The following is a 19,324-nucleotide window of genomic DNA, read 5'->3' as shown; positions in this document are numbered from 1 at the left end:
TGCCCTACCTGTGCGCAGGGAACTCCACGACCTGCTGGTACGTGGGCCGGTTCTGCCACTGGATGTTGCGGTGCGTGATGCCGCCGACGGCGCGGTGGCCGATGCTGTCGGCGCACCACTGGTCGCCCGCCTTGCAGGTGTCGTCGCCGGGGTACACCTCGGTGACGGGCTTGGCGGCGGCCTCGGCCAGCGTGGCGAGCAGGGCGTCCCGACAGGCCGAGAGGTCGCCGGAGCCGCAGTAGGCGGCGCCGAGCTTCCCCTTCACCGGTTCGCCGAGCACGGAGCGCAGGTCCTTGTCGGCGAAGCCCCACCAGCCGTACTGGAAGGCCGATCCGGCATGCGAGCCGGTGGGCCCGTGTCCGGCGGACGGCGCCTCGTCGACGGACAGTTGCGAGGTCAGGGACTTGTAGAGGTCGTCGCCGAGGCCGGGCTTGAACTCGGCCTCGACCATCAGCGGCCACCAGGCGTCCATGATCCGTACGGCGTCGGGGTGGGCGTAGGTCTTGGACCCGGCGGACGTCTGGTTGCGCTGCGCGCCCGCCTTCTCCCAGGCCTCCAACTGCTGGACGGCCTTGGTGAGCTGCGGGTTGTCGAGGTCGCCCAGCGGCTTGCTGCGGATGACCTTGAGCATCTCCGGCAGCACCTGCTCGCCGCGCAGGTCGGTCACCGCGGCTTCCTCCATGGCCCGGGTGAGCGAGGCGCGGGTGACACCGCCGCGCTCGGTGAGCTTCTTCACCCGGTCGTTCAGGAGGTCGGCCCTGTGGACCGCGCCCATGCTGAAGTTGGGTGACGAGAAGCCCTTGGCCTGCTTGTTGTTCCAGGAGACGTAGTAGTCCTGGTCGACCGAGTTCGGGTGCTGGGACGGGGGCGTCTGGGCGGACGTGTTGTTCGCCGGGTCGAAGTCCTTCCACTCATAGGCCTGTTCGCCCCGCACCGGCAGCGACATGTCGACGTCCTTGGCGCGCACCGGGTTGGTGCCGCTGTTGTAGTACGCGATGTCGCGGGAGTCGGCGTAGAACCAGTTGAACGCGTAGTTGATGTGCTGCGCCGCCTTCTGGAACGACGCGGCGTCCGTGACGTAGGACGGATCGTTCAGCATCTGGAAGCCGAGGATCGAGTCGGCCTCGTGGCGGTACGTGGAGCGGAGCGCCGTGTAGGCGACGGGTTTTCCGTCGACGGTCGCGCGGTGGCTGACGATCCCGTACTTCGTCCGGAAGACCTGCATCCGGTAGGAGCCCGCGGCCGTAGAGTCGGCGATCGTCGGCTTCCAGGCGTTCTTCTTCTCCATCTTCTCCATGGGCGTGCAGGTGCCCCGGTACATGTACGAGGTCGACTGCCTGGTGGGCGCGGAGCCGTCGGCCTCGCACAGCGGGACCGCGTACGTGTCGGTGATGTCCTGGGTCGCCGAGGTCGCGGACCACGCGTAGTCCTGGCCGCGGCCGAGCTGGACGTACATCCCGACGCCGGCGAAGGAGACGCCGCGCGCGCTGATGCCGGGGCCCTGGAGCTCCTGCATCATCAGCAGCTGTGGCGCGAAATAGCCGGTCTGCGGGCCGAACACGGCGACCGGGTTGCCGGAGGCGGTGTGCTTTCCGGAGACGAGGAGGGCGTTGGACATGCCCTTCTTGGACGCCGAGCGCGTGAACAGGTCGGAGGGCAGCACCCCGTCGTCGTTCATGCCCTGGAGCGGCTTGAGCTTGGCGGGTGCCTTGACGGGGTCCTTCTTCACCGCCGCCGACTTCGTCGCGGCCGAGCCCTGCCGGTCGTACACGAGGGGCTCCTTCTCGACCGAGCCCTTGTCGGGGAGCGCCTGCCCGCGCGCGTTCTCGGGCTTCTCGCCGTACGGGAAGCGGGTGCCGTCGTGGATCGTGGTGACGGTCTCCGGGTCGTCCCGGCCGCGGAACGACTCCCACACCTGGGTGCCCTTCTCGACGCCGTACTTCTCCTGCGACTTGAGCAGCGAGAGGGCCGCGTCGACCTCTCCGCCGCCGCCGTTGCCGAAGAGTCCGCCGACCACGGAGGCCAGCGCGATCATGTCGGTCACCTTGAACGGCTGGATCTCGCCCACGTTCGTGATCGCGTCGACCTTGCCGGTGAGCACGTACTCGCCGGGGAAGTAGCGGCCCTTCTTCGACTTCTCCCGATAGGCGTTCAGGCCGTCGATATAGGCCTGTGCGTCGTCCATGGCCTGCTTGCCGCGGGCCCCGCCGGTCTTCTTGATGGAGGCGACCTGCTGTTCGAGATCCTTTTCGGTGTACGGGGCCTGCGGCCAGAACTCCTGCTCGAGTCCCTGGTTCGCGAGGGCGCCGCCCGCGAACGACGTCAATTCGCCGCGGCCGATGTGCCGGAACAGGTCGATCAGCCAGAGGCGGTCCTGACCTGCGGCGAAGCCGGCCCCGAATTCTGTTCCGTAGCGCGAGGAACCTTTGATGTGGGGTACGCCGTTCTTCTTGTCACGGGTGATCGTGACGTCCTCGCGGGGGCGGGTGACCGATCCGACCTGATCATCCTTGACGCCGAAGGAGGAATCGTTGAAGAAGTTCGTGAGTGTGTCGTCGGTGAGAGACGGATACCCGGACGACAGCGCGTCATAGGGACCGAGTTGATCGTCGGCGTGCGGAGGCTGGGTACCCAGCAATTTGTTGCCGAGGATCTGGGCGAGTGTGGCGCTGCCGTTCGCACCGGGCGGCAGGATGTCCCCGCACTGGCCCTTGCAGTAGTCGGCGGCCGGTATCGGTTCGTCGGCGGCGGCGGTCGCGCTCGACGCGCCCGCGGTCGGGACGGGAGAGAGCAGTCCCGCGGTGAGCACGAGCGCCGCGACGGCCGTAACTCTCTTCGTAAGGCTTCTGTACAGGGTGGTGCGTGGAATGCGTCGTCGCATGCCTGATCCTCCCGACGATGGTGAGCCGGAGGTTACCGACGGTTAGCCGCGGACAGAAGATGAACATGCGTCACGTTTTCGGAATCAGCACAGGGATCACTCAGGTACTCCCCGGCCTCAGAAGGTGACAGTGATGGGCCCCATCGGAAATCGGATGGGACTCGGTGGCCTTCGGGGGGATCCGAATCGCGTGTCGATACGTCTACTCGGCGATGTCGCTTCATGGCTGCGGCGACGCCGACGTACGTGTGTGACGGAGGTGCAGGGCGATGGCCGGATTCCGAAGTCTGGCGAGACAGGTGCGCGATCCGCTGAGCGATCTGGCACTGCGGCGCTATTCACTGCGCAAGTGCCTTGAGAGATTTGCCCCTTACGGGCACCGAGCGACCTGGGACCACCTCTGCTCCCGGGCGGGGTTCGACCCCGAGGACCGCTCCCCCGACCCGGCCCGCCTCGTCGCGGCCCTTGAGGAGCTGGAGGAGGCGCGGGCCGTCTGGCTCGCGTACGAAGTCGCCTTCGCGGAGCGCAGGCGCAAGGAGAAGCACGACGGGCTGCGCCGCCCGGGCAGCGTGGACGACTGGCACCGGCTGACCTGGGGCGGCTTCGGAGTCGCCTGGTGCGACGACCCCTCCGTGCATCCCACGGAGCCGCTGGCCGAAGTGCTGCGCAGGCTCATCACCGCACTTGAGCGCGAACCCGGCGCGTGCTGCCCCGTGTGCACGGGCAGCAGCCTGGTCTGGCAGCACGATCTCGCGCACGAACCCTCCTCGGGCCCCGTGTGCACCCGCTGCGGCATCGTCGTGCCGCGGCCCGTCCTGACACCCATGGCACTGGCGGAGGCCAGGCTGGCGCGGCTGCTTGTCTCCGCGTAGCGACCCCTCGGCACCAGGTGACGTACAGCGCGACGGGGGTGCGGCCCCGACTCCGGCGCACCCCCCGATCTAGTTCGACGTGCCTTCCAGGCGCTGCCGGTTGAGCAGGTACCTGGGCAGGTACGGCAGGTCGGTGCGGACCGGGAAGTCCATGTCGTACGCGAGGCACGCGAGCGCGAGCGGGCCGAGCGCCACGCGGGCACGCGGCGCGGCCGACTCGCCCCAGTAACCGGCGTGCTGCACAAGGGATTCCGCGAGCGCCTCGCCGAAGGCCTCGTGGTCGTGCGTGAGCAGCCGGTGGAACAGCGCGACGGGCTGATAGTCGACGAGGTTGAGGAAGTCCTTCGGCGCGAGGGTCGCGGTGTCCGGGTGCGAGGCCTTGATCGTGGTGACGAGCAGGTCCACGACGTCGTCGACGGGGCGGCGCAGCCAGTGGCTCTGAAGGACGTCGATCCAGTGCGGCACGTAGTCGTCGACGGGCGCACCGCCGCGCAGCGAGTCGAGCGGCACCTGGCACAGGCGTGTGGTGCGCTCGCGGTCGCGGGTGACGAGGGTGAGGTAGAAGGCGTCGAGCCAGGCGCGGGCGGCGTCGCCGACCGCCGCCAACTCCCCGCTATCAGCCGGGAGTTCACTGCCCTTGCCGTCGGCGAACAGGGCGCATCCGTGCCGCTGCGCCGCGAGCCAGGCGTCCCACGTCTCGACGCGGGCGGCGTCGGGGTCGGCCTCCGCGTGCGCGAGGGCGTCGGCGAGCGCGGCGGCGAAGGGCTCCTTCTCGGCTTCGGGCGCGGGCGGCCCGGCGGAGGCGAGCCGTCCCGCCCGGTCGAGCGCGCTCAGCGCCCGCATCACGTCGAGGAGTTCGCGCGGCGGCCGCTGTGCGACGGTGCGGGCCTCGTCGTCGATGTCGGTGAGCGAGGTGAGGCGTCCGTCGTGCCACCAGTAGACGCGGGGCGAGAGCGGTCCCGGCCCTTCGCCGTGGGCCCGGACGGCGTACGTGGCGAGGTCGCCCAGGGCATCGGCCGCGCCGCCGTCGACGATCGGGTGGAAGGCGAGCAGGTGCCGGGTGGGCACGGCGACGAGGGCGCCCGCGTCCGGCATCCGCCGCCCGGTGACCTCCGCGACGACCTCGGGGAGCACGACGGCCTTCGTCGCAACCGAGTGCGCGTCGCCGTACACGGAGTAGAGGACGGGGTGACCGTCGAGCCGCACCTCCTCGTGCCGCATCGGCGCCCGGGTCAGCGCGCGCCGCGCGGCGGCCCACAGCTCGTCCGCTCCGGCCCGCGCCACGTCCTCCTCGGTCAACAGGCGTACGGAGTCGGGCCCGTCGAGCGCGAGCACGAGGCGCAGCCCTTCGGCGACCTCGCGCGTGTCCAGCGGCGCCGCCGGGCCGACGGCGTCCGCCGGCACGAGCCGCAGACACGTCCCCGCCAGCAGTTCCCCGGCGTCCTCGCCGCCTTGTGAGGCGTCCGCGAGCGCCGCGAAGTGCGCGTCGACGAGCGCGGGCCAGTCGTCCTCCGCCGCCTCTTCGCACCGCCGCGCGAGGTTCGCCAGCGGGAAGAGGTGACCGTCGCGCTTGACCGCGTCGCCGACCAGGGCGAAGCCCGAATCCGCCCCGTATCGCGCCCGCACGCACTCGGCGACGAGCGCCCTGAGCCGCTCGGCCCGCGGTGTCGCGAGCATGGGCAGGTGCGAATCCGGAGCCTCGTTCTCAATCACGGTGGCGACTCTACGAGGCGTGGGGCACCCGAAGCGGGCCAATCCGGAAGACCGGCCCGAACCGGAGCGGCGGCCCACCGGACTCCGTCACGGGGTGAGGACGTCCGTCTGGATCGCCAGTTTGAACTCGGCCAGCGTGATCGGCACCTTCAGCGGGGTGTCGCCGGAGCGTGCGGAGACCTTGAAGCCGACCGGGGTGCCGGGATGCACGAACATCTGCCAGGTGTACGAGCGGAACTGCCCGCCGCCCGTGGGCGAGATGTCGGTCGTGGCGGTGGAGTCGTAGCCGGTGCCCAGCGGGTCGCGCACGAAGCGGGCCCGGTACTCGCTCGCGCGGGTGTCCGCGCCCCAGAAGACCAGCGCCGACAGCGTGCCCCAGCCGTCGTGGCTCGGCCAGATGAGACCCGAGCGGGCGTCCGGATACCTCGACGAGCCGCCGCCGCCCGCCGGGTCGTGCATGGCCCACGGGTCGTAGGACTCCTCGGCGCCCGCGTACGGGAAGCGCACCAGGTGGTAGCCGTCGTCGTCGTAGACCAGCGATTGCGGGCCCGAGCGGTCGGACTCGTACTTGAGTGAAGTGATCGCCACTGCCATGCCGTTCGGCCTCCCCCGTCGCGACTCGTGCGACGCATGGTCGCGCCAAGTGCCGGTGTCGACAAGGGGTGTGACGGACTACTGTGCGGCGACGCCCACGACGAGGACCCGCGTGCCCGGCTCCAACGGGCGCCAGCGGTGGGCGAGTCCGGCGGCGCAGTACAGCGTGTCGCCGCGCTCCAGGACGTAGTGGGTGTCGTCCACCTCGGTCTCGATCGAGCCGTCGGCGACGTACATGACCTCGTCCCCCGCGTGCCGGAAGACCCGGTCCCAGTCGTGGTCACCGGTGAACTCCAGGGCGTGCAGCCGCTGTTCACCGCGGACGAGCGGGCGCGCGCCGTCGGCCATCGCGGGCTTCTCCGCCGCACGCACCACGTCGACCGGGCGGGGCGGCTCGGCGGACGCGAGGAGTTCGACGGCGGTGGTGTCGAGGGCGTCGGCGATGCGCTGCAACGAACTCATGCTGGGGCGCGAGCGCCCGTTCTCCACCTGGCTGAGGAACGGGACGGAGACCCCGGCGCGGCGGGCCACCTCGGCGAGCGTCAGCTCCAGGCCGCGGCGCCTGCGTCGAATGCCCGGTCCCACGTTCATGAACTTGTAACGCCCTTTCGCCTCGGCCCCTGTTCCCCGCAGCCTACCGTCGTGGTTAACTACTTAACCAGTACTTAAAAAAGTTAACCACTCGCGTCGCCAGCCGACGTCACCACTGGATGGAGGGCCTCCATGGCTCGTGTGGACCAGAACCAGCGCCGCCGCCGCGGCACCGGACTCCTCGCCCTCGACGAGGACGCGGCGTTCGGCGGCTACACGCTCTTCGCCCCGCTGACCGGCACCGGCGAGGTGTACCTGATCGACCTGCACGGCGAGGTCGTCCACCAGTGGAACCTGCCGAACCGCCCGGGACGGCACGCGCGGATCCTGGAGAACGGGAACCTCGCCTACAACGGCGTGCTGCCCGACGAGCCGGCCCTCTTCCCCATGTGGCACAAGTACCGCGGCGGCCTCATGCAGGAGATCACCCCGGACGGCACGGTCGTGCGCGAACACCGCGACCCGCTCCAGCACCACGACGCGCACCACTACGGCGACGGCCGGATCCTCTACACCGCGCTGGAGCCGCTGACCGGGGACGCCGCGGCGGCCGTGCGCGGCGGCGTACCGGGCTCGGAGGCCGTCGACGGCAAGATCTGGGCGGACACGATCGTCGAGGTCGACGCCGAGGGGAACACCACCTGGGAGTGGAAGGTCTCCGAGCGCCTCGGCCGCGAGGACTTCCCGCTCCACCCGGACTACGCCCGCGAGCACTACCCGCTGATCAACAGCGTGCTGCCGCTAGCCGACGGGAACATCCTCGCAAGCTTCCGCTCCGTGTCGGCCGTCGTCGTCATCGAGCGCGCGACGGGTGACATCATCTGGCGCTCCGAGCCGGGCGTGGTGTCCCAGCAGCACTGCCCGACCGAGCTGGCGAACGGGAACTTCCTCGTCTTCGACAACGGCGTCTTTCGGCCGCACTGGGACGTGCCGTTCAGTCGCGTCATCGAGATCGAGCGGTCCAGCGGCAAGATCGCGTGGGAGTACCACGACCCGGCGCGCGAGTCCTTCTTCGCGCCGTTCATGGGCAGCGCCCAGCGCCTCCCGAACGGCAACACCCTGATCACCGACTCCCCCGCGGGCCGCCTCTTCGAGGTGACCGAGGACGGCTATCTGTGCTGGGAGTACATCGTCCCGTTCTTCGGCGGCTACTCCGAGGAAGAAGTCCGCAAGCTGTTCCCCTCGGAGCCCAACGCGGTGTTCCGCTCCTACCGTTACAGCGCGGCCGAGCTGCCGTGGCTGAACCGGTGACCGCCACGGACGCACATCCCGACATGAGCACAGCACCGGTCGACGAGCGCCTGCCCCTCAAGCGCCTCGTCCCCCTCGCCTGCCAGCACCTGCTGGCGGGCGTGGCAGCGCCCGTCTCCTCCGTCATCCTCATCGCGACGACGCTGAAGCTGTCGACGACGCAGACCGCCTCGCTGCTCAGCGCGACCCTCGTGCTGTGCGGCGTGGGCGCGCTGCTTCAGTCGCTCGGGGTGGTGGCGCTGCGGGTCGGCGCCCGGCTGCCGTTCCTGATGCTGCCGGGCGGCGCCGCGGTGGCGATCTTCCTTCAGATCGCGCAGGAGTACGGCCCGGCGACGGCCTCGGGCTCCGTCCTGGTCGCGGCCGCTTTCCTGCTCTGCGTGCTCCCGTTCTACGGGCGCCTGGTCCGGCTGTTCCCGCCCCTGGTCATGGGCACGACGGTCGTCCTCATCGGCATCAACATGATCAAGGTGACCGCGCCGATGGTCGCCTCGGGGCCCGGCCTCGGCTTCGCGACGCTCGGCGTGATCGCGGTGTTCTTCCTCGTCCTGCGCGGTGTGTGGCGGCAGATGGCGGTGCTGCTCGGCCTGGTCTGCGGCACGGTGATCGCCGCGCTCATGGGCACCGACATCGAGGTGGCGCACGGCGGCACATTCGCGCTGCCCGACCCCTTCCCGTACGGCGCCCCGCACTTCGACCTGCTGGCCGCCATCCCGCTGCTCGTCTTCGCGCTCGCCTCGCTCGCCGAGGCCACCGGGCAGACCGTCCTCAACAGCGAGGCCGTCGGCCGCAGCCCCGACGCGGGCCGCGACGTGCCGCGCATCGCCCGCGCCGACGCGCTCGTCTCGCTGTTCTCCGGCGTCTTCGGCACGTCGCTGATGGTGACCAGCGCCGAGAACATCGGCATCGTCCAGCTCACGCGCGTCCGCAGCCGGTTCGTGACGGCGGCGGCCGGTGTGCTGCTGATCGTGTGCGGCCTGATCACGCCGCTGACCCGCGTCCTGGCGGCGATCCCGGAACCGGTCGTGGGCGCCGCGGGTCTCGTCATCTACGCGGTGATCGCGGTCATGGGCTTCGGCATGCTCTCCCGTACGGACCTCTCGCACGGGACCGACAGCGTCGTCATCGCGCTCGCGCTCGTGATCGGCATGCTGCCGATCGTGTCCCCTGAGATGTACGCGGAGCTGCCGACGTGGGCCCGCACGCTGTTCGGCAGCGGGGTCGCGGCCGGAGCCATCGCGGCGGTGGTGCTCAGCGCCGTCTTCCGCGCCCTCGGACCGAGGCTCGCGCCTACGAAGCCGGACGCTCCCGGCGCTCCCCCATCAGACGGGAGCCCGTGAGGCGCTCGCCGAAGACGTCGTCCGGGTTGGACAGGACGCAGGTCTCCAGGGACAGGCACCCGCAGCCGATGCAGTCGGTGAGGTGGTCCCGCAGCCGGCCCAACTGCTTGATCCGCTCGTCCAGTTCGGACCGCCAGACCTCCGAGAGGCGCGCCCAGTCGTCCCGGTTCGGGGTGCGCTCCTCGGGGAGTTCCGCGAGGGCGTCCCGGATCGTGGCGAGCGGGATCCCGACGCGCTGCGCGGCCCGGATGAAGGCGACGCGCCGCAGGGTGTCGCGGCAGTAGCGGCGCTGGTTGCCGGAGGTGCGGGTGCTGGTGATCAGACCCTTGGACTCGTAGAAGTGCAGCGCCGAGACGGCGGCCCCGCTGCGCGCCGACACCTGGCCGACGGTGAGCTCGTGGATCTTCTCCGGAATCTGTGGCACCCGGCCGAGCCTAGTCGGCGCGGCCTCGCGTTGTTAGAGTGCCGAGTGGTCTGAGCAAGCGCTTAGACAAGTCTCCTGGGAGGTCACTGAACATGGCGGAGCCGCGCGTTTTCAAGGACGTCGACGACCTGAAGGGCGCCGTGGGCGAGCAGCTCGGGTACAGCGACTGGGTCGAGATCGAGCAGAGCCGCATCGACAAGTTCGCCGACGCCACGGGCGACCACCAGTGGATCCACGTCGACCCGGAGCGCGCGAAGGAGGGCCCCTTCAAGACGACCATCGCGCACGGCTACCTCACCCTGTCGCTGCTGCCCCTCTTCGGCCCGCAGCTGATGAAGGTCGAGGGCATGAAGATGGGCGTCAACTACGGGACGAACAAGGTGCGCTTCCCCGCCCCCGTCCCGGTGGGCTCGCGCCTTCGCGCCACCGCCAAGGTCACGGACGTGGCGGACGTGACCGGCGGCGTGCAGGTGACCGTGGCGTTCAGCGTCGAGCGCGAGGGCGGCGACAAGCCGGTGTGCGTCGCGGAGTCGGTGTCCCGCTACTACCTCTGAGTCCCGGCTACCGCCTGGGCGCACCCACCATGCGCAGCACGAGGTCGGCGTAGAGCGCGCCGACCTCGTCGGGTGTCCGCTTGCCCTCCGCGTTGAACCAGCGGGCCACGTCGATGCAGAGCGAGAGCACCGCGACCGTGGTGCCCGGCACGTCGGGGACGTCGAACTCGCCCGCCTTCACACCGTCGTTGATGATCTCCCGCACGGAGGCGTCGCTCTGCCGGCGCAGTGCCACGATCTCCGGCCGGTTCTCCTCGCCCAGCGAGTCCAGCTCGTACTGGACGACGCGCGCGGTCATGTGGTGCCCCGCGTGCCAGCGGACGAAGGTGCGGACGGCCTCCGCAAGGCGCTCGGCGGCCGTGCCCTCGCTCTCGACCGCCCGGCGCAGGATCGCCAGGGCCTTGTCGTGGCCGATCCGGCTGATCTTGAGGAGCAGCTCTTCCTTGGTCTTGTAGTGGATGTAGAGCGCGGCCGGGCTCATCCCGGCGCGGCTCGCGATGTCGCGGGTCGTGGTCGCGTGGTAGCCGCGCTCGGCGAACGCCTGCACCGCCGCGACGAGCAGCCGCCGGGCCGCGTCGGGCGTGACGTCGACCCACGGCATCTCGTCCGCGGCCTCGTCGATACCGCGCTCGTCCTGCGTCATCGCTGCACTCACATCCTCCCGTGGGTCCGGTGCCACACCCTACCCTCCGGGGTGAGCGAGCGCTTAGGGTCCGGTTTCCGGGAACCCGTCGCGACTCACTCGGAGTCCGCCACCATGTCGGCCAGGATCGTACGCGCCGTGTCCAGGCCGAGGTCCGGGTGGAGGAAGGCGAGGCGGGCCACCGTCTCGCCCTCCCACACCGTCGGCACCACGAAGGCGATCTGCCGCTCCAGGAGCCGCCGCGACCAGGCGTCGTAGTCCCGCGGCCCCCAGCCCGTGCGGCGCAGCAGCACCACCGAGAGCTCGGGCTCGCGCAGCAGTTCCAGGCCGTCGGTGGCGCGGATCAGCGCGGCGCTCTCCACCGCGAGCCGGTGCCCGGCCTCGACGGCCTCCCGGTAGGCCTCCGTCCCGTGCACCGCGAGCGAGAACCAGAGCGGAAGGCCGCGGGGGCGGCGCGTGAGGTGGTACGCGTAGTCGCTCGGGTTCCACTCCTGCGGGGCGTCGGTGTGGATGCAGTCCAGGTAGGACGCGTCCTGGGTGTGGACGGCGCGGGCCAGAGCCGGGTCGCGGTACAGCAGGGCGCCGCAGTCGAACGGCGTGAACAGCCACTTGTGCGGGTCGATGACGAGGGAGTCGGCGTGCTCGATGCCGGCGAACCGCTCGCGCAGCCGGGGCGAGAACAGGGCGCCGCCACCGTAGGCCGCGTCGACGTGGAACCACAGGCCGTGGTCGCGGGCCGCGTCGGCGATGCCCGCGAGGTCGTCGACGATGCCGGCGTTGGTGGTGCCCGCGGTCGCGACGACCGCGACGACGCTCTCGGGATCGCCGTCGGCCGCCAGCGCGGCGCGCACCGCGTCCCCGGTCAGCCGGTGGTCGTCGGTGGGCATCACGAGCGCACCGACGCCCATGATCCGCAACGTGCTGCCGATCGAGGAGTGGGCCTGGTCGCTGACCGCGATCCGGGGCCGCTCCACGGGTCGGCCGTCGGAGGTCCGGGCGGTGTCCCTGGCCACCAGGAGCCCGGACAGGTTGCCCGCCGACCCGCCGCTGACGAAGCAGCCGCCCGCGCCGCCCGGCAGGCCCGCCAGCTCGGCGAGCAGCCGCAGCACCTGGTTCTCGGCGGCGACGGCTCCGGACGCCTCGAGCCAGGAGACGCCGTGCAGCGAGGAGGCGGACAGCACCATGTCGAAGAGGGCGGCCGCCTTGGTCGGGGCGCCGGGGATGAACGAGAGGAAACTCGGGCTGTCGCAGGAGACGACGGTCGGCTCTATGTGCTCGGAGAACAGCCGCAGCACGTCGCCGGGGGCGGCCGGGCCACTGCCCAGCGCGCCCTTGAGTGCGACGTCGAGCTCGGCCGCGTCGCCGAGCCTGCCGAGCGGCGCCGGGTCGAGGCGCAGCCGGTCCTCGACGTGGTCGAGGACCGTGCGGGCGAGGGCTTCGTCATGGCTGTGCAAGGTGCCGTACCTCCAGGGGCGGGGGCCAGGGAGTCCCGGGGCGTCAGGGGATCCCGGTGGGCACGGCTCCTTATTTGGATTCGTCCGGACCCATTTCGGAGGCTAACCAGAACCCGGGCCCCTGGTCAACGAGTTCGGCCCCGGGGGCCGCCCACCCCGTCAGTTCGCGCCGCTCTCCTCGAAGTGGTCGAGCAGCGCGAGGAACTGCCGGCCCGAGTCCTCCAGGTGCTCGCGCATCCGGGCCTCCGCGGTCTCCGCGTCACCGGCCAGGACGGCGAGCGCGATGGCCCGGTGCTCCTCGCTGAACACCCGCGAGAGGTCCCGCTCCGGCGGGTAGACGAGGGTCCAGTCGCAGTCCAGCCAGAGCGCGTTGCCGCGCACGAACATCTCGGCGCGGGCCCGCTCCACCGCCTCGCCGAGCACCTCGTTGCCCGCCGCGGCGGCGACCGCCAGATGGAAGCGCGAGTCGACCTGGTGGTAGGCGGCCAGGTCGGCGACCTCCTCGTCGAGCATCCGCACGAGCGCCCGCCGGTCGGCGGTGGAGCCGCGGCGCGCCGCGAGCCCGGCCGCGAAGGGTTCGACCGCCGTCCGGTACTCCATGTAGTCGCGGATGGTGGCCCTGAAGTCGGCGGCCACCGCGGCCCGTTCGCCCTCGACCGGCGGAGCGGGGCGCACCCGGGTCCCGCCGGAGCGGCCGAGCGTGGTGACCACAAGACCTTCCTCGGCGAGCCTGCGCACCGCCTGGCGGACGGTGTTGCGCCCGACACCGAGGGACGCGGCGAGCTCGCGCTCGGCGGGCAGTCTGCTGCCGGGAGCGAAGCCCCCGAGGGCGATGCGCTTGCGCAGGATCTCGGTGACCATGTCGCGCGAGGGCCTGCGCTGCCCCGGCCGCTCCAGCGGATCGGCCCCGCGCCCCGCAGCGCCCGCACCGTCGGCCCCGCTCCCGGCTCCCGCCTTCACCACGCGTCCTCCCGGTCGTCCCGTCGCGGTCGGTGTCCCGGACGCGAACTCGCCCGTCCCGAAACCCTATTGGATTCGCTGCGAACCCTATTGACAGGGCTTCTCCCCCGCTCGTAGCGTCCCGATACCACTTTATGGGTCCACTCGAACCCATACTCCTTGGCCCTTGTCCCCCGGTCGGCCGTCCCCGCCCCCGCGCTCCCCCACGGGCCCGCCGTCCTGCCCTCCTGCCCTCCTGTCCTCAGAAGGAGCCCGGCCCATGACGACTCCCCCCGCCCGACCGGCCACGGACGCGGAAGCCCCACCCGCGACCGAGGCCCGGCGCAGCCCGCTGAGCATCGCCACCGCCACCCTGATCGGCACCAGCGTCGAGTGGTACGACTTCGGCATCTACAGCACCGCGGCCGCCCTTGTCTTCCCCAAGCTGTTCTTCCCCGAGATGAGCCCCGCGCTCGGGCTGCTCAGCTCGTTCGCCACGCTGGCCGTGGGCTCCCTGGGACGGCCGCTCGGCGCGATCCTCTTCGGCCACATCGGCGACCGCTACGGCCGCAAGCACGCCCTCATCGGCTCGCTGCTCCTCATGGGTGTGTCGACGTTCCTGATCGGCGTGCTGCCCAGTTACGCGGTGGCCGGCGCGCTCGCCCCGGCGCTGCTGCTCGTCATCCGCGTCCTCCAGTCGCTCGCGGTCGGCGGGGAGTGGGGCGGCGCCGTCCTCTACGCGGTGGAGAACGCGCCGCCGCACCGCAAGGCCCTGTACGGCTCGTTCCCGCAGATCGGCGACGGGATCGGCTTCTTCCTCGCCACCGGCGTCTTCACGCTGGCCTCGCTGCCGGGCCACGAGGCGCTGCTCGCGTGGACCTGGCGCATCCCCTTCCTGCTGTCGAGCGTGCTCGTGCTCACCGGCCTCGTCATCCGCAGCCGCCTCGAGGAGTCGCCCGAGATCAAGGAGGCGCTGCGCGCGGAGCGGGAGGAGGGCGGCGTCGCCGCCAGGCTGCCGCTCCTCGACGTGGCGCGCGGCTCCTGGCGCACGTGGCTGCTGGCCACGGGCGCCTTCCTCGTCACCATCGGCGGCTTCTACGTGATCGTCACGTTCATGTCCGCCTACGCCGTGTCCCACCTGGGCTTCACCGATGCCCAGACCTCGGCCGCGGGCATGTTCGCCTCCGTCGTCGTGATCGTCTTCACTCCGCTCACCGCGCTGCTCGGCGACCGGTTCGGCGTCCGGCGCGTCACCCTCGTCGGGATGGCGGCCCATCTGGTCGTGGCGTTCCCGATGTTCTGGCTCGCCGGCTCGCACAGCGTCGTGGGCCTGTGGGCGGGCATGGGGCTCGGCATGCTCGCCAGCACCATCGCGTACGCGACCGTCGGCACGATGATCACCGAGTGGTTCCCGCCGCGCGTGCGCTACACGGGGCTCTCGCTCGGGTACCAGATCGCCGGCCTGATCGGCGGCGGCGCGATCCCGCCACTGGCCCAGTGGCTGGCCGGTTCCGCGGGCGCCTCCTGGACCCCCGTCGCGGTCCTGTTCATCGTGATGGCGCTGGTCAGCATCGGCTGCGTCGCCCTCCACCGGCGCATGACCGCGCCGGACTCCGCCCCGTCCGCCTCCGACACCGTGCCGCAGGAGATCCGATGACCGACGCCACAGCCCGTCCCGCCGCGAGCGCCGCAGGGCGGGCCCATCTGGAGCGGCGGGCGGCCGGCGCCGCGGCCACGGCCCCCGACTGGTCCTCCCCGTACGCGGGGGCGGATCCCGGGGTGCACGCACGGATCGACGCCGCGGTCGAGGACCTCGGCGGGGAGCTGCTCGGGCTCGCCCGCGCCCTGCACGCGGACCCCGAGCCGGGCTTCGAGGAGCACCGCGCCGTCGCGCGCGTCGCCGAACTGCTGCGGACCCACGGCGTCACGGCACGGACCGGGGTGCACGGACTGCCCACGGCGCTGCGGGCCTCGGCCGGTCCGGGCGGCGGTCCCGCCGTGGCGGTCCTTGCCGAGTACGACGCGCTGCCCGGCATCGGGCACGGCTGCGGCCACCACATCATCTGCGCCGCGGCCGTCGGCGCCTTCCTCGCCCTGGTGCCCGTACTGGAACGGACCGGCGGCACGGCGGTGCTGCTCGGCACCCCGGCCGAGGAGAACGGCACCGGCAAGGAACTCCTGGCCCGCGCCGGGGCGTTCGACGGGATCGACGCCGCCGTGATGATCCATCCCTCGTCCGGGCCCGACCTGTCCGACGCGCCCTTCCTGGGCCTGCGCGAGGTGGTCGTCGAGTACACGGGGCTCGCCGCCCACGCCTCCGCCGCACCGTTCATGGGCCGCAACGCGCTGGACGCGGTGGTCGCCGCCTACCAGGGGGTCGCCGCGCTGCGCCAGCACATCCTTCCGGACGACCGCGTGCACGGCGTGATCACCGACGGCGGCTCGCGCCCCAACGTCGTGCCCGAGAACGCGGCGGCCCACTTCTATCTGCGGGCCGCCACCGTGGAGGGCCTCGCGGAGCTGTCCGACCGGGTCCAGCGGATCTTCGAGGGCGCCGCGGCGATGACCGGCACGGCCGTCGCCACCCGCTGGGACGACTGCCCGCCCTGCGTCCCGGTCCGGCACAACGGCGTCCTCGCGGCGCGGTTCGCCCAGCACCTGACGGGCCGGGGCCGCACGGTGCTGCCCGGCAGCGCCGCGCCGGACTCCGCGCTCGGCTCCACGGACCTGGGCAATGTCAGCGTCCGCCTCCCGGCCATCCACCCCATGCTGTCCGTCGCCCCGGCCGGAACGGCCCTGCACACCGCCGACTTCGCGGCGTGCGCGCGGGGCGCGGAGGCCGACCGGGCGGTCCTCGACGGCGCGGCCGCCCTCGCCCGCACGGCCGCCGACCATCTGTCGGACGGCGCCCTGCGGGCAGCGGTGGAAAGGGAGTTCACGGCCGCGGGCGGCGCACTGGACGTCCCGAAACTGCTGTCCGCCCCGACGGCGGCCGCCGTCACACCACCGGCTTGAACGGGTCGTGGTCCGCCAGGATCTTCTCCAGGCGGGCCTGGTCGACCCGGCTCACGATCTGACCCGCCTCCTGGCGGTCCCGGATCACCTTGGCCAGCGTGAAGGCCGAGGTCGTGAGGTACAGGACGGCGATCGCCAGGAACGCGCGGATCCAGCCGCTGACGTCGAGGCTGTAGATGCCGATGGCCGTCGCTGCGAGAGCGACGACGAACGATGCGACGGCCTGTCCGTAGAAGGCGACCGTGTTCTGCTGCTTGACCGGAGTCTCACTGCTCATGCCGTACAGCATCGGGCGGACGGGCCCGAAGCCCCATCCGCCCGCGTACTCAAGTACGTACTCAGAACGCCGATACGCCCGTCAGCGCGCGGCCGATGATCAGCTTCTGGATCTGGCTCGTGCCCTCGTAGAGGGTCATGACGCGGGCATCGCGCAGCAGCTTGCCGACGGGGTACTCGTCGATGTAGCCGTAGCCGCCGAAGACCTGGAGCGCGTTGTTCGCCGCGCGGACCGCCGCCTCGGACGCGAACAGCTTCGCCTTGGACGCCGCCGTCGCGAACTCCTCGCCGCGGTCGATGAGATCGGCGACGCGCCAGGTCAGCAGGCGGGCCGCGTCCACGTCGACGGAGATGTCGGAGATCAGCTCCTGCACCAGCTGGTACGAGGCGATGGACTTGCCGAACTGCTCGCGCTCGCCCGCGTATCCGACGGCCGCGTCCAGGGCGGCCTGGGCGATGCCCACGCATCCGGCGGCCACCGACATCCGCCCCTTGGCGAGCGCGGACATGGCGATGGAGAAGCCCTTGCCCTCCGGGCCCATCAGCGCGGAGGCGGGGACGCGGACGTCCTCCAGGACCAGCTCGGCGGTGGTCTGGCCGCGCAGGCCGAGCTTGCCGTGGATGGTGTTGCGGGTCAGGCCCGGGGTGTCCGTGGGGACCAGGAAGGCGGAGATGCCCTTGTGGCCCGGGGTGTCGTTGGTGCGCGCGAAGAGGAGGACGACATCGGCCCAGGTGCCGTTCGTGATGAAGATCTTCGTGCCGTTGATCACCCAGTCCCCGTCGGCACCGCCGTCGCGGACCGCACGCGTCTGGAGGTCGGCCGGGTTCGAGCCGTGCCCCGGCTCGGTCAGGCCGAAGCAGCCGAGCGCCTCACCGGCGGTGAGCCTCGGTATCCAGTGCCGCTTCTGCTCCTCGCTCGCCCACTGCTGGATCGGCTTGGTGACCAGGCCCAGGGAGACGGAGACGATGCCGCGCACGGACGAGTCGCCGCGCCCCAGCTCCTCCGTGACCAGCGTGTACGCGAGGTGGTCGCCGCCCGAGCCGCCGTACTCCTCGTCGATGGTCAGGCCCAGGAAGCCGACGTCGCCGAGCTTCTTGACGATGCCCCGGTCGACCTCCTCGGCCCGGTCCCACGCCACCACGTTCGGCGCGATCTCCCGGTCCACGAAGTCCTTGGCGAGCCGGCGCACCGCCGTCTGCTCCTCGCTCAGCTCCAGGTTCATGGCCACTCCCGTGCGCATCGAATCGTAAAGCAGTTAATTAGCACTGCTAGTTTTTGGCTTGCAGCCCTACTATGTGCCGCATGGCCCGACCGCGCAAGCCCCTCCTGAGCAGAGATCGCATCGTCGACGCGGCCCGCACCCTCGTCGACACCGAGGGCCTCGCGGCCGTCTCGACGCGCCGGCTCGCCGCCGAGCTCGGGGTGAGCGGGCCCTCGCTCTACAACCACTTCCGCACCAAGGATCAGATCCTGGAGGCGGTCGCGGACTCGGTGAGCGCCCAGGTCGACCTGTCGATGTTCGACGCCGACGACGAGCGGGACTGGCGCACCGCCCTGCACGACTGGGGCGTCTCCTACCGGTCGGCGCTGCGCGCGCACCCGAACATCGTCCCGGTGCTCGCGCGGGGCCCCGGGCACCGCCCGGCCGGACTGCGGCTCGCGGACGCGGTGTTCGGCGCGATGGTCGACGCCGGGTGGCCGCCGCCGCAGGCCACGTCGATCGGCGCGCTCATGCGGTACTTCGTGACGGGCTCCGCGCTCGGCTCGTTCGCGGGCGGCTTCCCCGACGACGAGGCGGCGTACGACCCCGCCGACTATCCGCACCTCGGGCAGGCGCATCTGCTCGCAGAGCGGCAGGAGATCGTCGACGACCGGGCCTTCGAGACGGGCCTCACGGCGCTGCTCGACGGGCTGGCCGTGCAGTACGAGCAGGTGGCCACGGCCCCTTCCGCGGGCCCCGACCGCTGACGTTCCGGCCGTCGACCGCCGACGTTTCGGCCGCCGCCGAAGCGTGCCGGGGCCATCCTTGACACATGGCCGCCTCGAAGGAACCCGGCGCTCCGCGCCTCGCCGCCCTCGCCTCGCTGATCGCCGACGAGACGCGGGCCGCCTGTCTGCTCGCGCTGCTCGACGGCCGGGCCTGGACGGCGGGCGAACTGGCGCGGCACGCGGGCGTCGCGGCGTCGACCGCGAGCGAGCACCTCGGCAAGCTGGTCGCGGGCGGGCTGCTCGCCGAGGAGCGGCAGGGCCGCCACCGCTATCTGCGGCTCGCCGACGAGCGGGCCGCGCAGCTCCTGGAGGGCCTCGCCGGGTACGCCGCGCCGGACGGCGGAGAGCGGCCCGCCACGCTGCGGGCGGCGTCGGCGCGGACCGCGATGGCGCGCGGGCGGACCTGCTACGACCACCTGGCGGGCCGGCTCGGGATCACGGTCACCGACGCGATGGTCGAGCGGGGGCTGCTGCGGGCCGGTGTCGACTTCTCGACCTTCGCGCTCACCGACGCGGGGCACGGCTGGTTCCGGGCGCTCGGGGCGCCGCTGGAGCCCGGCCCGCGCAGGCCGCTGGCCCGCGGCTGCCTCGACTGGACGGAGCGCCGCCCGCACCTCGCCGGACGGGCGGGCGCCGCGCTGTGCGCCCACGCCTTCGCGGCGGGCTGGGTCGAGCGGATCGGCTCCGAGCGGGCGGTGCGGGTGACCGGGGCCGGGGAGCGGGCGCTGCGGGCCGAGCTGGGGGTGGCGGCGCCGCACTGAACCGGCGCCGTGGCGCGATTCCGCCCCCG

18 protein-coding genes are annotated in these 19,324 nt (G+C 71.9%); 8 read left to right on the top strand and 10 right to left on the bottom strand.

Going from position 1 to position 19,324, the window contains the following annotated elements; genetic code table 11:
• Positions 1 to 4: 4 nt before the first annotated feature.
• Positions 5 to 2,881 (bottom strand): penicillin acylase family protein, encoded by a 2,877-nt coding sequence (locus ACNYS0_RS31745; protein WP_422478454.1) that lies wholly within the window; start codon positions 2,879 to 2,881, stop codon positions 5 to 7.
• 269 nt (positions 2,882 to 3,150) lie between these two features.
• Between ACNYS0_RS31745 and ACNYS0_RS31740 the strand changes: the two genes are divergently transcribed.
• Complete coding sequence (locus ACNYS0_RS31740; RefSeq protein WP_422478452.1) at positions 3,151 to 3,753, top strand: hypothetical protein; 603 nt, start codon at positions 3,151 to 3,153, stop codon at positions 3,751 to 3,753.
• A 69-nt stretch (positions 3,754 to 3,822) separates the two neighbouring features.
• Here ACNYS0_RS31740 and ACNYS0_RS31735 read toward each other — a convergent pair whose 3' ends face one another.
• The 3 genes from ACNYS0_RS31735 to ACNYS0_RS31725 form a co-directional block, all read right to left on the bottom strand.
• Positions 3,823 to 5,466 carry an immunity 49 family protein gene (locus ACNYS0_RS31735; protein ID WP_422478450.1) on the bottom strand — a complete coding sequence of 548 codons (1,644 nt, stop codon included), beginning with the start codon at positions 5,464 to 5,466 and terminating at the stop codon, positions 3,823 to 3,825.
• 87 nt (positions 5,467 to 5,553) lie between these two features.
• Positions 5,554 to 6,060 carry a hypothetical protein gene (locus ACNYS0_RS31730; RefSeq protein ID WP_422478448.1) on the bottom strand — a complete coding sequence of 169 codons (507 nt, stop codon included), beginning with the start codon at positions 6,058 to 6,060 and terminating at the stop codon, positions 5,554 to 5,556.
• A 78-nt stretch (positions 6,061 to 6,138) separates the two neighbouring features.
• On the bottom strand, positions 6,139 to 6,651 hold the full coding sequence (locus ACNYS0_RS31725) for a helix-turn-helix domain-containing protein (protein WP_422406320.1): 513 nt from the start codon (positions 6,649 to 6,651) through the stop codon (positions 6,139 to 6,141).
• A 132-nt stretch (positions 6,652 to 6,783) separates the two neighbouring features.
• Here ACNYS0_RS31725 and ACNYS0_RS31720 point away from each other — a divergent pair, with 132 nt between their 5' ends.
• Together ACNYS0_RS31720 and ACNYS0_RS31715 are read left to right on the top strand one after the other, a co-directional pair.
• Positions 6,784 to 7,902, top strand: coding sequence for an arylsulfotransferase family protein (locus tag ACNYS0_RS31720; RefSeq protein ID WP_422478446.1), 1,119 nt, complete (start codon positions 6,784 to 6,786; stop codon positions 7,900 to 7,902).
• A 23-nt stretch (positions 7,903 to 7,925) separates the two neighbouring features.
• Positions 7,926 to 9,239: a uracil-xanthine permease family protein gene (locus ACNYS0_RS31715; protein ID WP_422478444.1), complete on the top strand. Its 1,314-nt coding sequence runs from the start codon at positions 7,926 to 7,928 to the stop codon at positions 9,237 to 9,239.
• Here ACNYS0_RS31715 and soxR read toward each other — a convergent pair.
• Positions 9,190 to 9,663: a redox-sensitive transcriptional activator SoxR gene (gene soxR / locus ACNYS0_RS31710; RefSeq protein WP_422406323.1), complete on the bottom strand. Its 474-nt coding sequence runs from the start codon at positions 9,661 to 9,663 to the stop codon at positions 9,190 to 9,192. The two genes, ACNYS0_RS31715 and soxR, sit on opposite strands and share 50 nt — an antisense overlap.
• A 92-nt stretch (positions 9,664 to 9,755) precedes the next feature.
• On the opposite strand from soxR, the gene ACNYS0_RS31705 reads away from it, so the two are divergent.
• Positions 9,756 to 10,217: a MaoC family dehydratase gene (locus tag ACNYS0_RS31705; RefSeq protein WP_422478442.1), complete on the top strand. Its 462-nt coding sequence runs from the start codon at positions 9,756 to 9,758 to the stop codon at positions 10,215 to 10,217.
• A gap of 7 nt (positions 10,218 to 10,224) precedes the next feature.
• On the opposite strand, the gene ACNYS0_RS31700 is transcribed toward ACNYS0_RS31705, so the two are convergent.
• The 3 genes from ACNYS0_RS31700 to ACNYS0_RS31690 all read right to left on the bottom strand — a co-directional run bounded on the left by ACNYS0_RS31700 (position 10,225) and on the right by ACNYS0_RS31690 (position 13,277).
• Positions 10,225 to 10,860, bottom strand: a complete 636-nt coding sequence (locus ACNYS0_RS31700) for a TetR/AcrR family transcriptional regulator (RefSeq protein ID WP_422430136.1) — start codon at positions 10,858 to 10,860, stop codon at positions 10,225 to 10,227.
• Positions 10,861 to 10,955: 95 nt separating this feature from the next.
• A complete protein-coding gene (locus ACNYS0_RS31695; RefSeq protein WP_422478440.1) occupies positions 10,956 to 12,314 on the bottom strand; it encodes a pyridoxal phosphate-dependent decarboxylase family protein in 1,359 nt (452 codons plus the stop codon).
• Positions 12,315 to 12,473: 159 nt separating this feature from the next.
• Complete coding sequence (locus tag ACNYS0_RS31690) at positions 12,474 to 13,277, bottom strand: FadR/GntR family transcriptional regulator (protein ID WP_422478438.1); 804 nt, start codon at positions 13,275 to 13,277, stop codon at positions 12,474 to 12,476.
• A gap of 256 nt (positions 13,278 to 13,533) precedes the next feature.
• On the opposite strand from ACNYS0_RS31690, the gene ACNYS0_RS31685 reads away from it, so the two are divergent.
• Both ACNYS0_RS31685 and ACNYS0_RS31680 read left to right on the top strand, forming a co-directional pair.
• Entirely contained in the window at positions 13,534 to 14,910 is a 1,377-nt protein-coding gene (locus ACNYS0_RS31685; protein ID WP_422478436.1) for an MFS transporter, read from the top strand.
• Positions 14,907 to 16,268 (top strand): M20 family metallopeptidase, encoded by a 1,362-nt coding sequence (locus tag ACNYS0_RS31680; protein ID WP_422478434.1) that lies wholly within the window; start codon positions 14,907 to 14,909, stop codon positions 16,266 to 16,268. Before ACNYS0_RS31685 ends, ACNYS0_RS31680 begins: the two co-directional genes overlap by 4 nt.
• On the opposite strand, the gene ACNYS0_RS31675 is transcribed toward ACNYS0_RS31680, so the two are convergent.
• Both ACNYS0_RS31675 and ACNYS0_RS31670 read right to left on the bottom strand, forming a co-directional pair.
• Positions 16,252 to 16,545, bottom strand: a complete 294-nt coding sequence (locus ACNYS0_RS31675; protein WP_385759380.1) for a YiaA/YiaB family inner membrane protein — start codon at positions 16,543 to 16,545, stop codon at positions 16,252 to 16,254. The genes ACNYS0_RS31680 and ACNYS0_RS31675 overlap by 17 nt on opposite strands.
• A gap of 61 nt (positions 16,546 to 16,606) precedes the next feature.
• Positions 16,607 to 17,767, bottom strand: a complete 1,161-nt coding sequence (locus tag ACNYS0_RS31670; protein ID WP_422482832.1) for an acyl-CoA dehydrogenase family protein — start codon at positions 17,765 to 17,767, stop codon at positions 16,607 to 16,609.
• Between the two features lie 80 nt (positions 17,768 to 17,847).
• Here ACNYS0_RS31670 and ACNYS0_RS31665 point away from each other — a divergent pair, with 80 nt between their 5' ends.
• Both ACNYS0_RS31665 and ACNYS0_RS31660 read left to right on the top strand, forming a co-directional pair.
• Positions 17,848 to 18,513 (top strand): TetR/AcrR family transcriptional regulator, encoded by a 666-nt coding sequence (locus ACNYS0_RS31665; protein ID WP_422478432.1) that lies wholly within the window; start codon positions 17,848 to 17,850, stop codon positions 18,511 to 18,513.
• Between the two features lie 65 nt (positions 18,514 to 18,578).
• Positions 18,579 to 19,295: an ArsR/SmtB family transcription factor gene (locus ACNYS0_RS31660; RefSeq protein ID WP_422478430.1), complete on the top strand. Its 717-nt coding sequence runs from the start codon at positions 18,579 to 18,581 to the stop codon at positions 19,293 to 19,295.
• Positions 19,296 to 19,324 lie beyond the last annotated feature (29 nt).

It is taken from the genome of Streptomyces anthophorae (assembly GCF_049310305.1).
Taxonomy (GTDB): domain Bacteria; phylum Actinomycetota; class Actinomycetes; order Streptomycetales; family Streptomycetaceae; genus Streptomyces.
This window is presented reverse-complemented; position numbering and strand designations above follow the sequence as displayed.

What these genes read in the sequence shown, in the direction of transcription:
- ACNYS0_RS31730 (WP_422478448.1), bottom strand. Translation starts at nt 6,060, where the DNA reads ATGGCAGTGGCGATCACTTCACTCAAGTACGAGTCCGACCGCTCGGGC.
- ACNYS0_RS31665 (WP_422478432.1), top strand. Translation starts at nt 17,848, where the DNA reads ATGGCCCGACCGCGCAAGCCCCTCCTGAGCAGAGATCGCATCGTCGAC.
- ACNYS0_RS31745 (WP_422478454.1), bottom strand. Translation starts at nt 2,881, where the DNA reads ATGCGACGACGCATTCCACGCACCACCCTGTACAGAAGCCTTACGAAG.
- ACNYS0_RS31670 (WP_422482832.1), bottom strand. Translation starts at nt 17,767, where the DNA reads ATGAACCTGGAGCTGAGCGAGGAGCAGACGGCGGTGCGCCGGCTCGCC.
- ACNYS0_RS31720 (WP_422478446.1), top strand. Translation starts at nt 6,784, where the DNA reads ATGGCTCGTGTGGACCAGAACCAGCGCCGCCGCCGCGGCACCGGACTC.
- ACNYS0_RS31725 (WP_422406320.1), bottom strand. Translation starts at nt 6,651, where the DNA reads ATGAACGTGGGACCGGGCATTCGACGCAGGCGCCGCGGCCTGGAGCTG.
- ACNYS0_RS31680 (WP_422478434.1), top strand. Translation starts at nt 14,907, where the DNA reads ATGACCGACGCCACAGCCCGTCCCGCCGCGAGCGCCGCAGGGCGGGCC.
- ACNYS0_RS31685 (WP_422478436.1), top strand. Translation starts at nt 13,534, where the DNA reads ATGACGACTCCCCCCGCCCGACCGGCCACGGACGCGGAAGCCCCACCC.
- ACNYS0_RS31705 (WP_422478442.1), top strand. Translation starts at nt 9,756, where the DNA reads ATGGCGGAGCCGCGCGTTTTCAAGGACGTCGACGACCTGAAGGGCGCC.
- ACNYS0_RS31715 (WP_422478444.1), top strand. Translation starts at nt 7,926, where the DNA reads ATGAGCACAGCACCGGTCGACGAGCGCCTGCCCCTCAAGCGCCTCGTC.
- ACNYS0_RS31660 (WP_422478430.1), top strand. Translation starts at nt 18,579, where the DNA reads ATGGCCGCCTCGAAGGAACCCGGCGCTCCGCGCCTCGCCGCCCTCGCC.
- ACNYS0_RS31700 (WP_422430136.1), bottom strand. Translation starts at nt 10,860, where the DNA reads ATGACGCAGGACGAGCGCGGTATCGACGAGGCCGCGGACGAGATGCCG.
- ACNYS0_RS31675 (WP_385759380.1), bottom strand. Translation starts at nt 16,545, where the DNA reads ATGAGCAGTGAGACTCCGGTCAAGCAGCAGAACACGGTCGCCTTCTAC.
- ACNYS0_RS31740 (WP_422478452.1), top strand. Translation starts at nt 3,151, where the DNA reads ATGGCCGGATTCCGAAGTCTGGCGAGACAGGTGCGCGATCCGCTGAGC.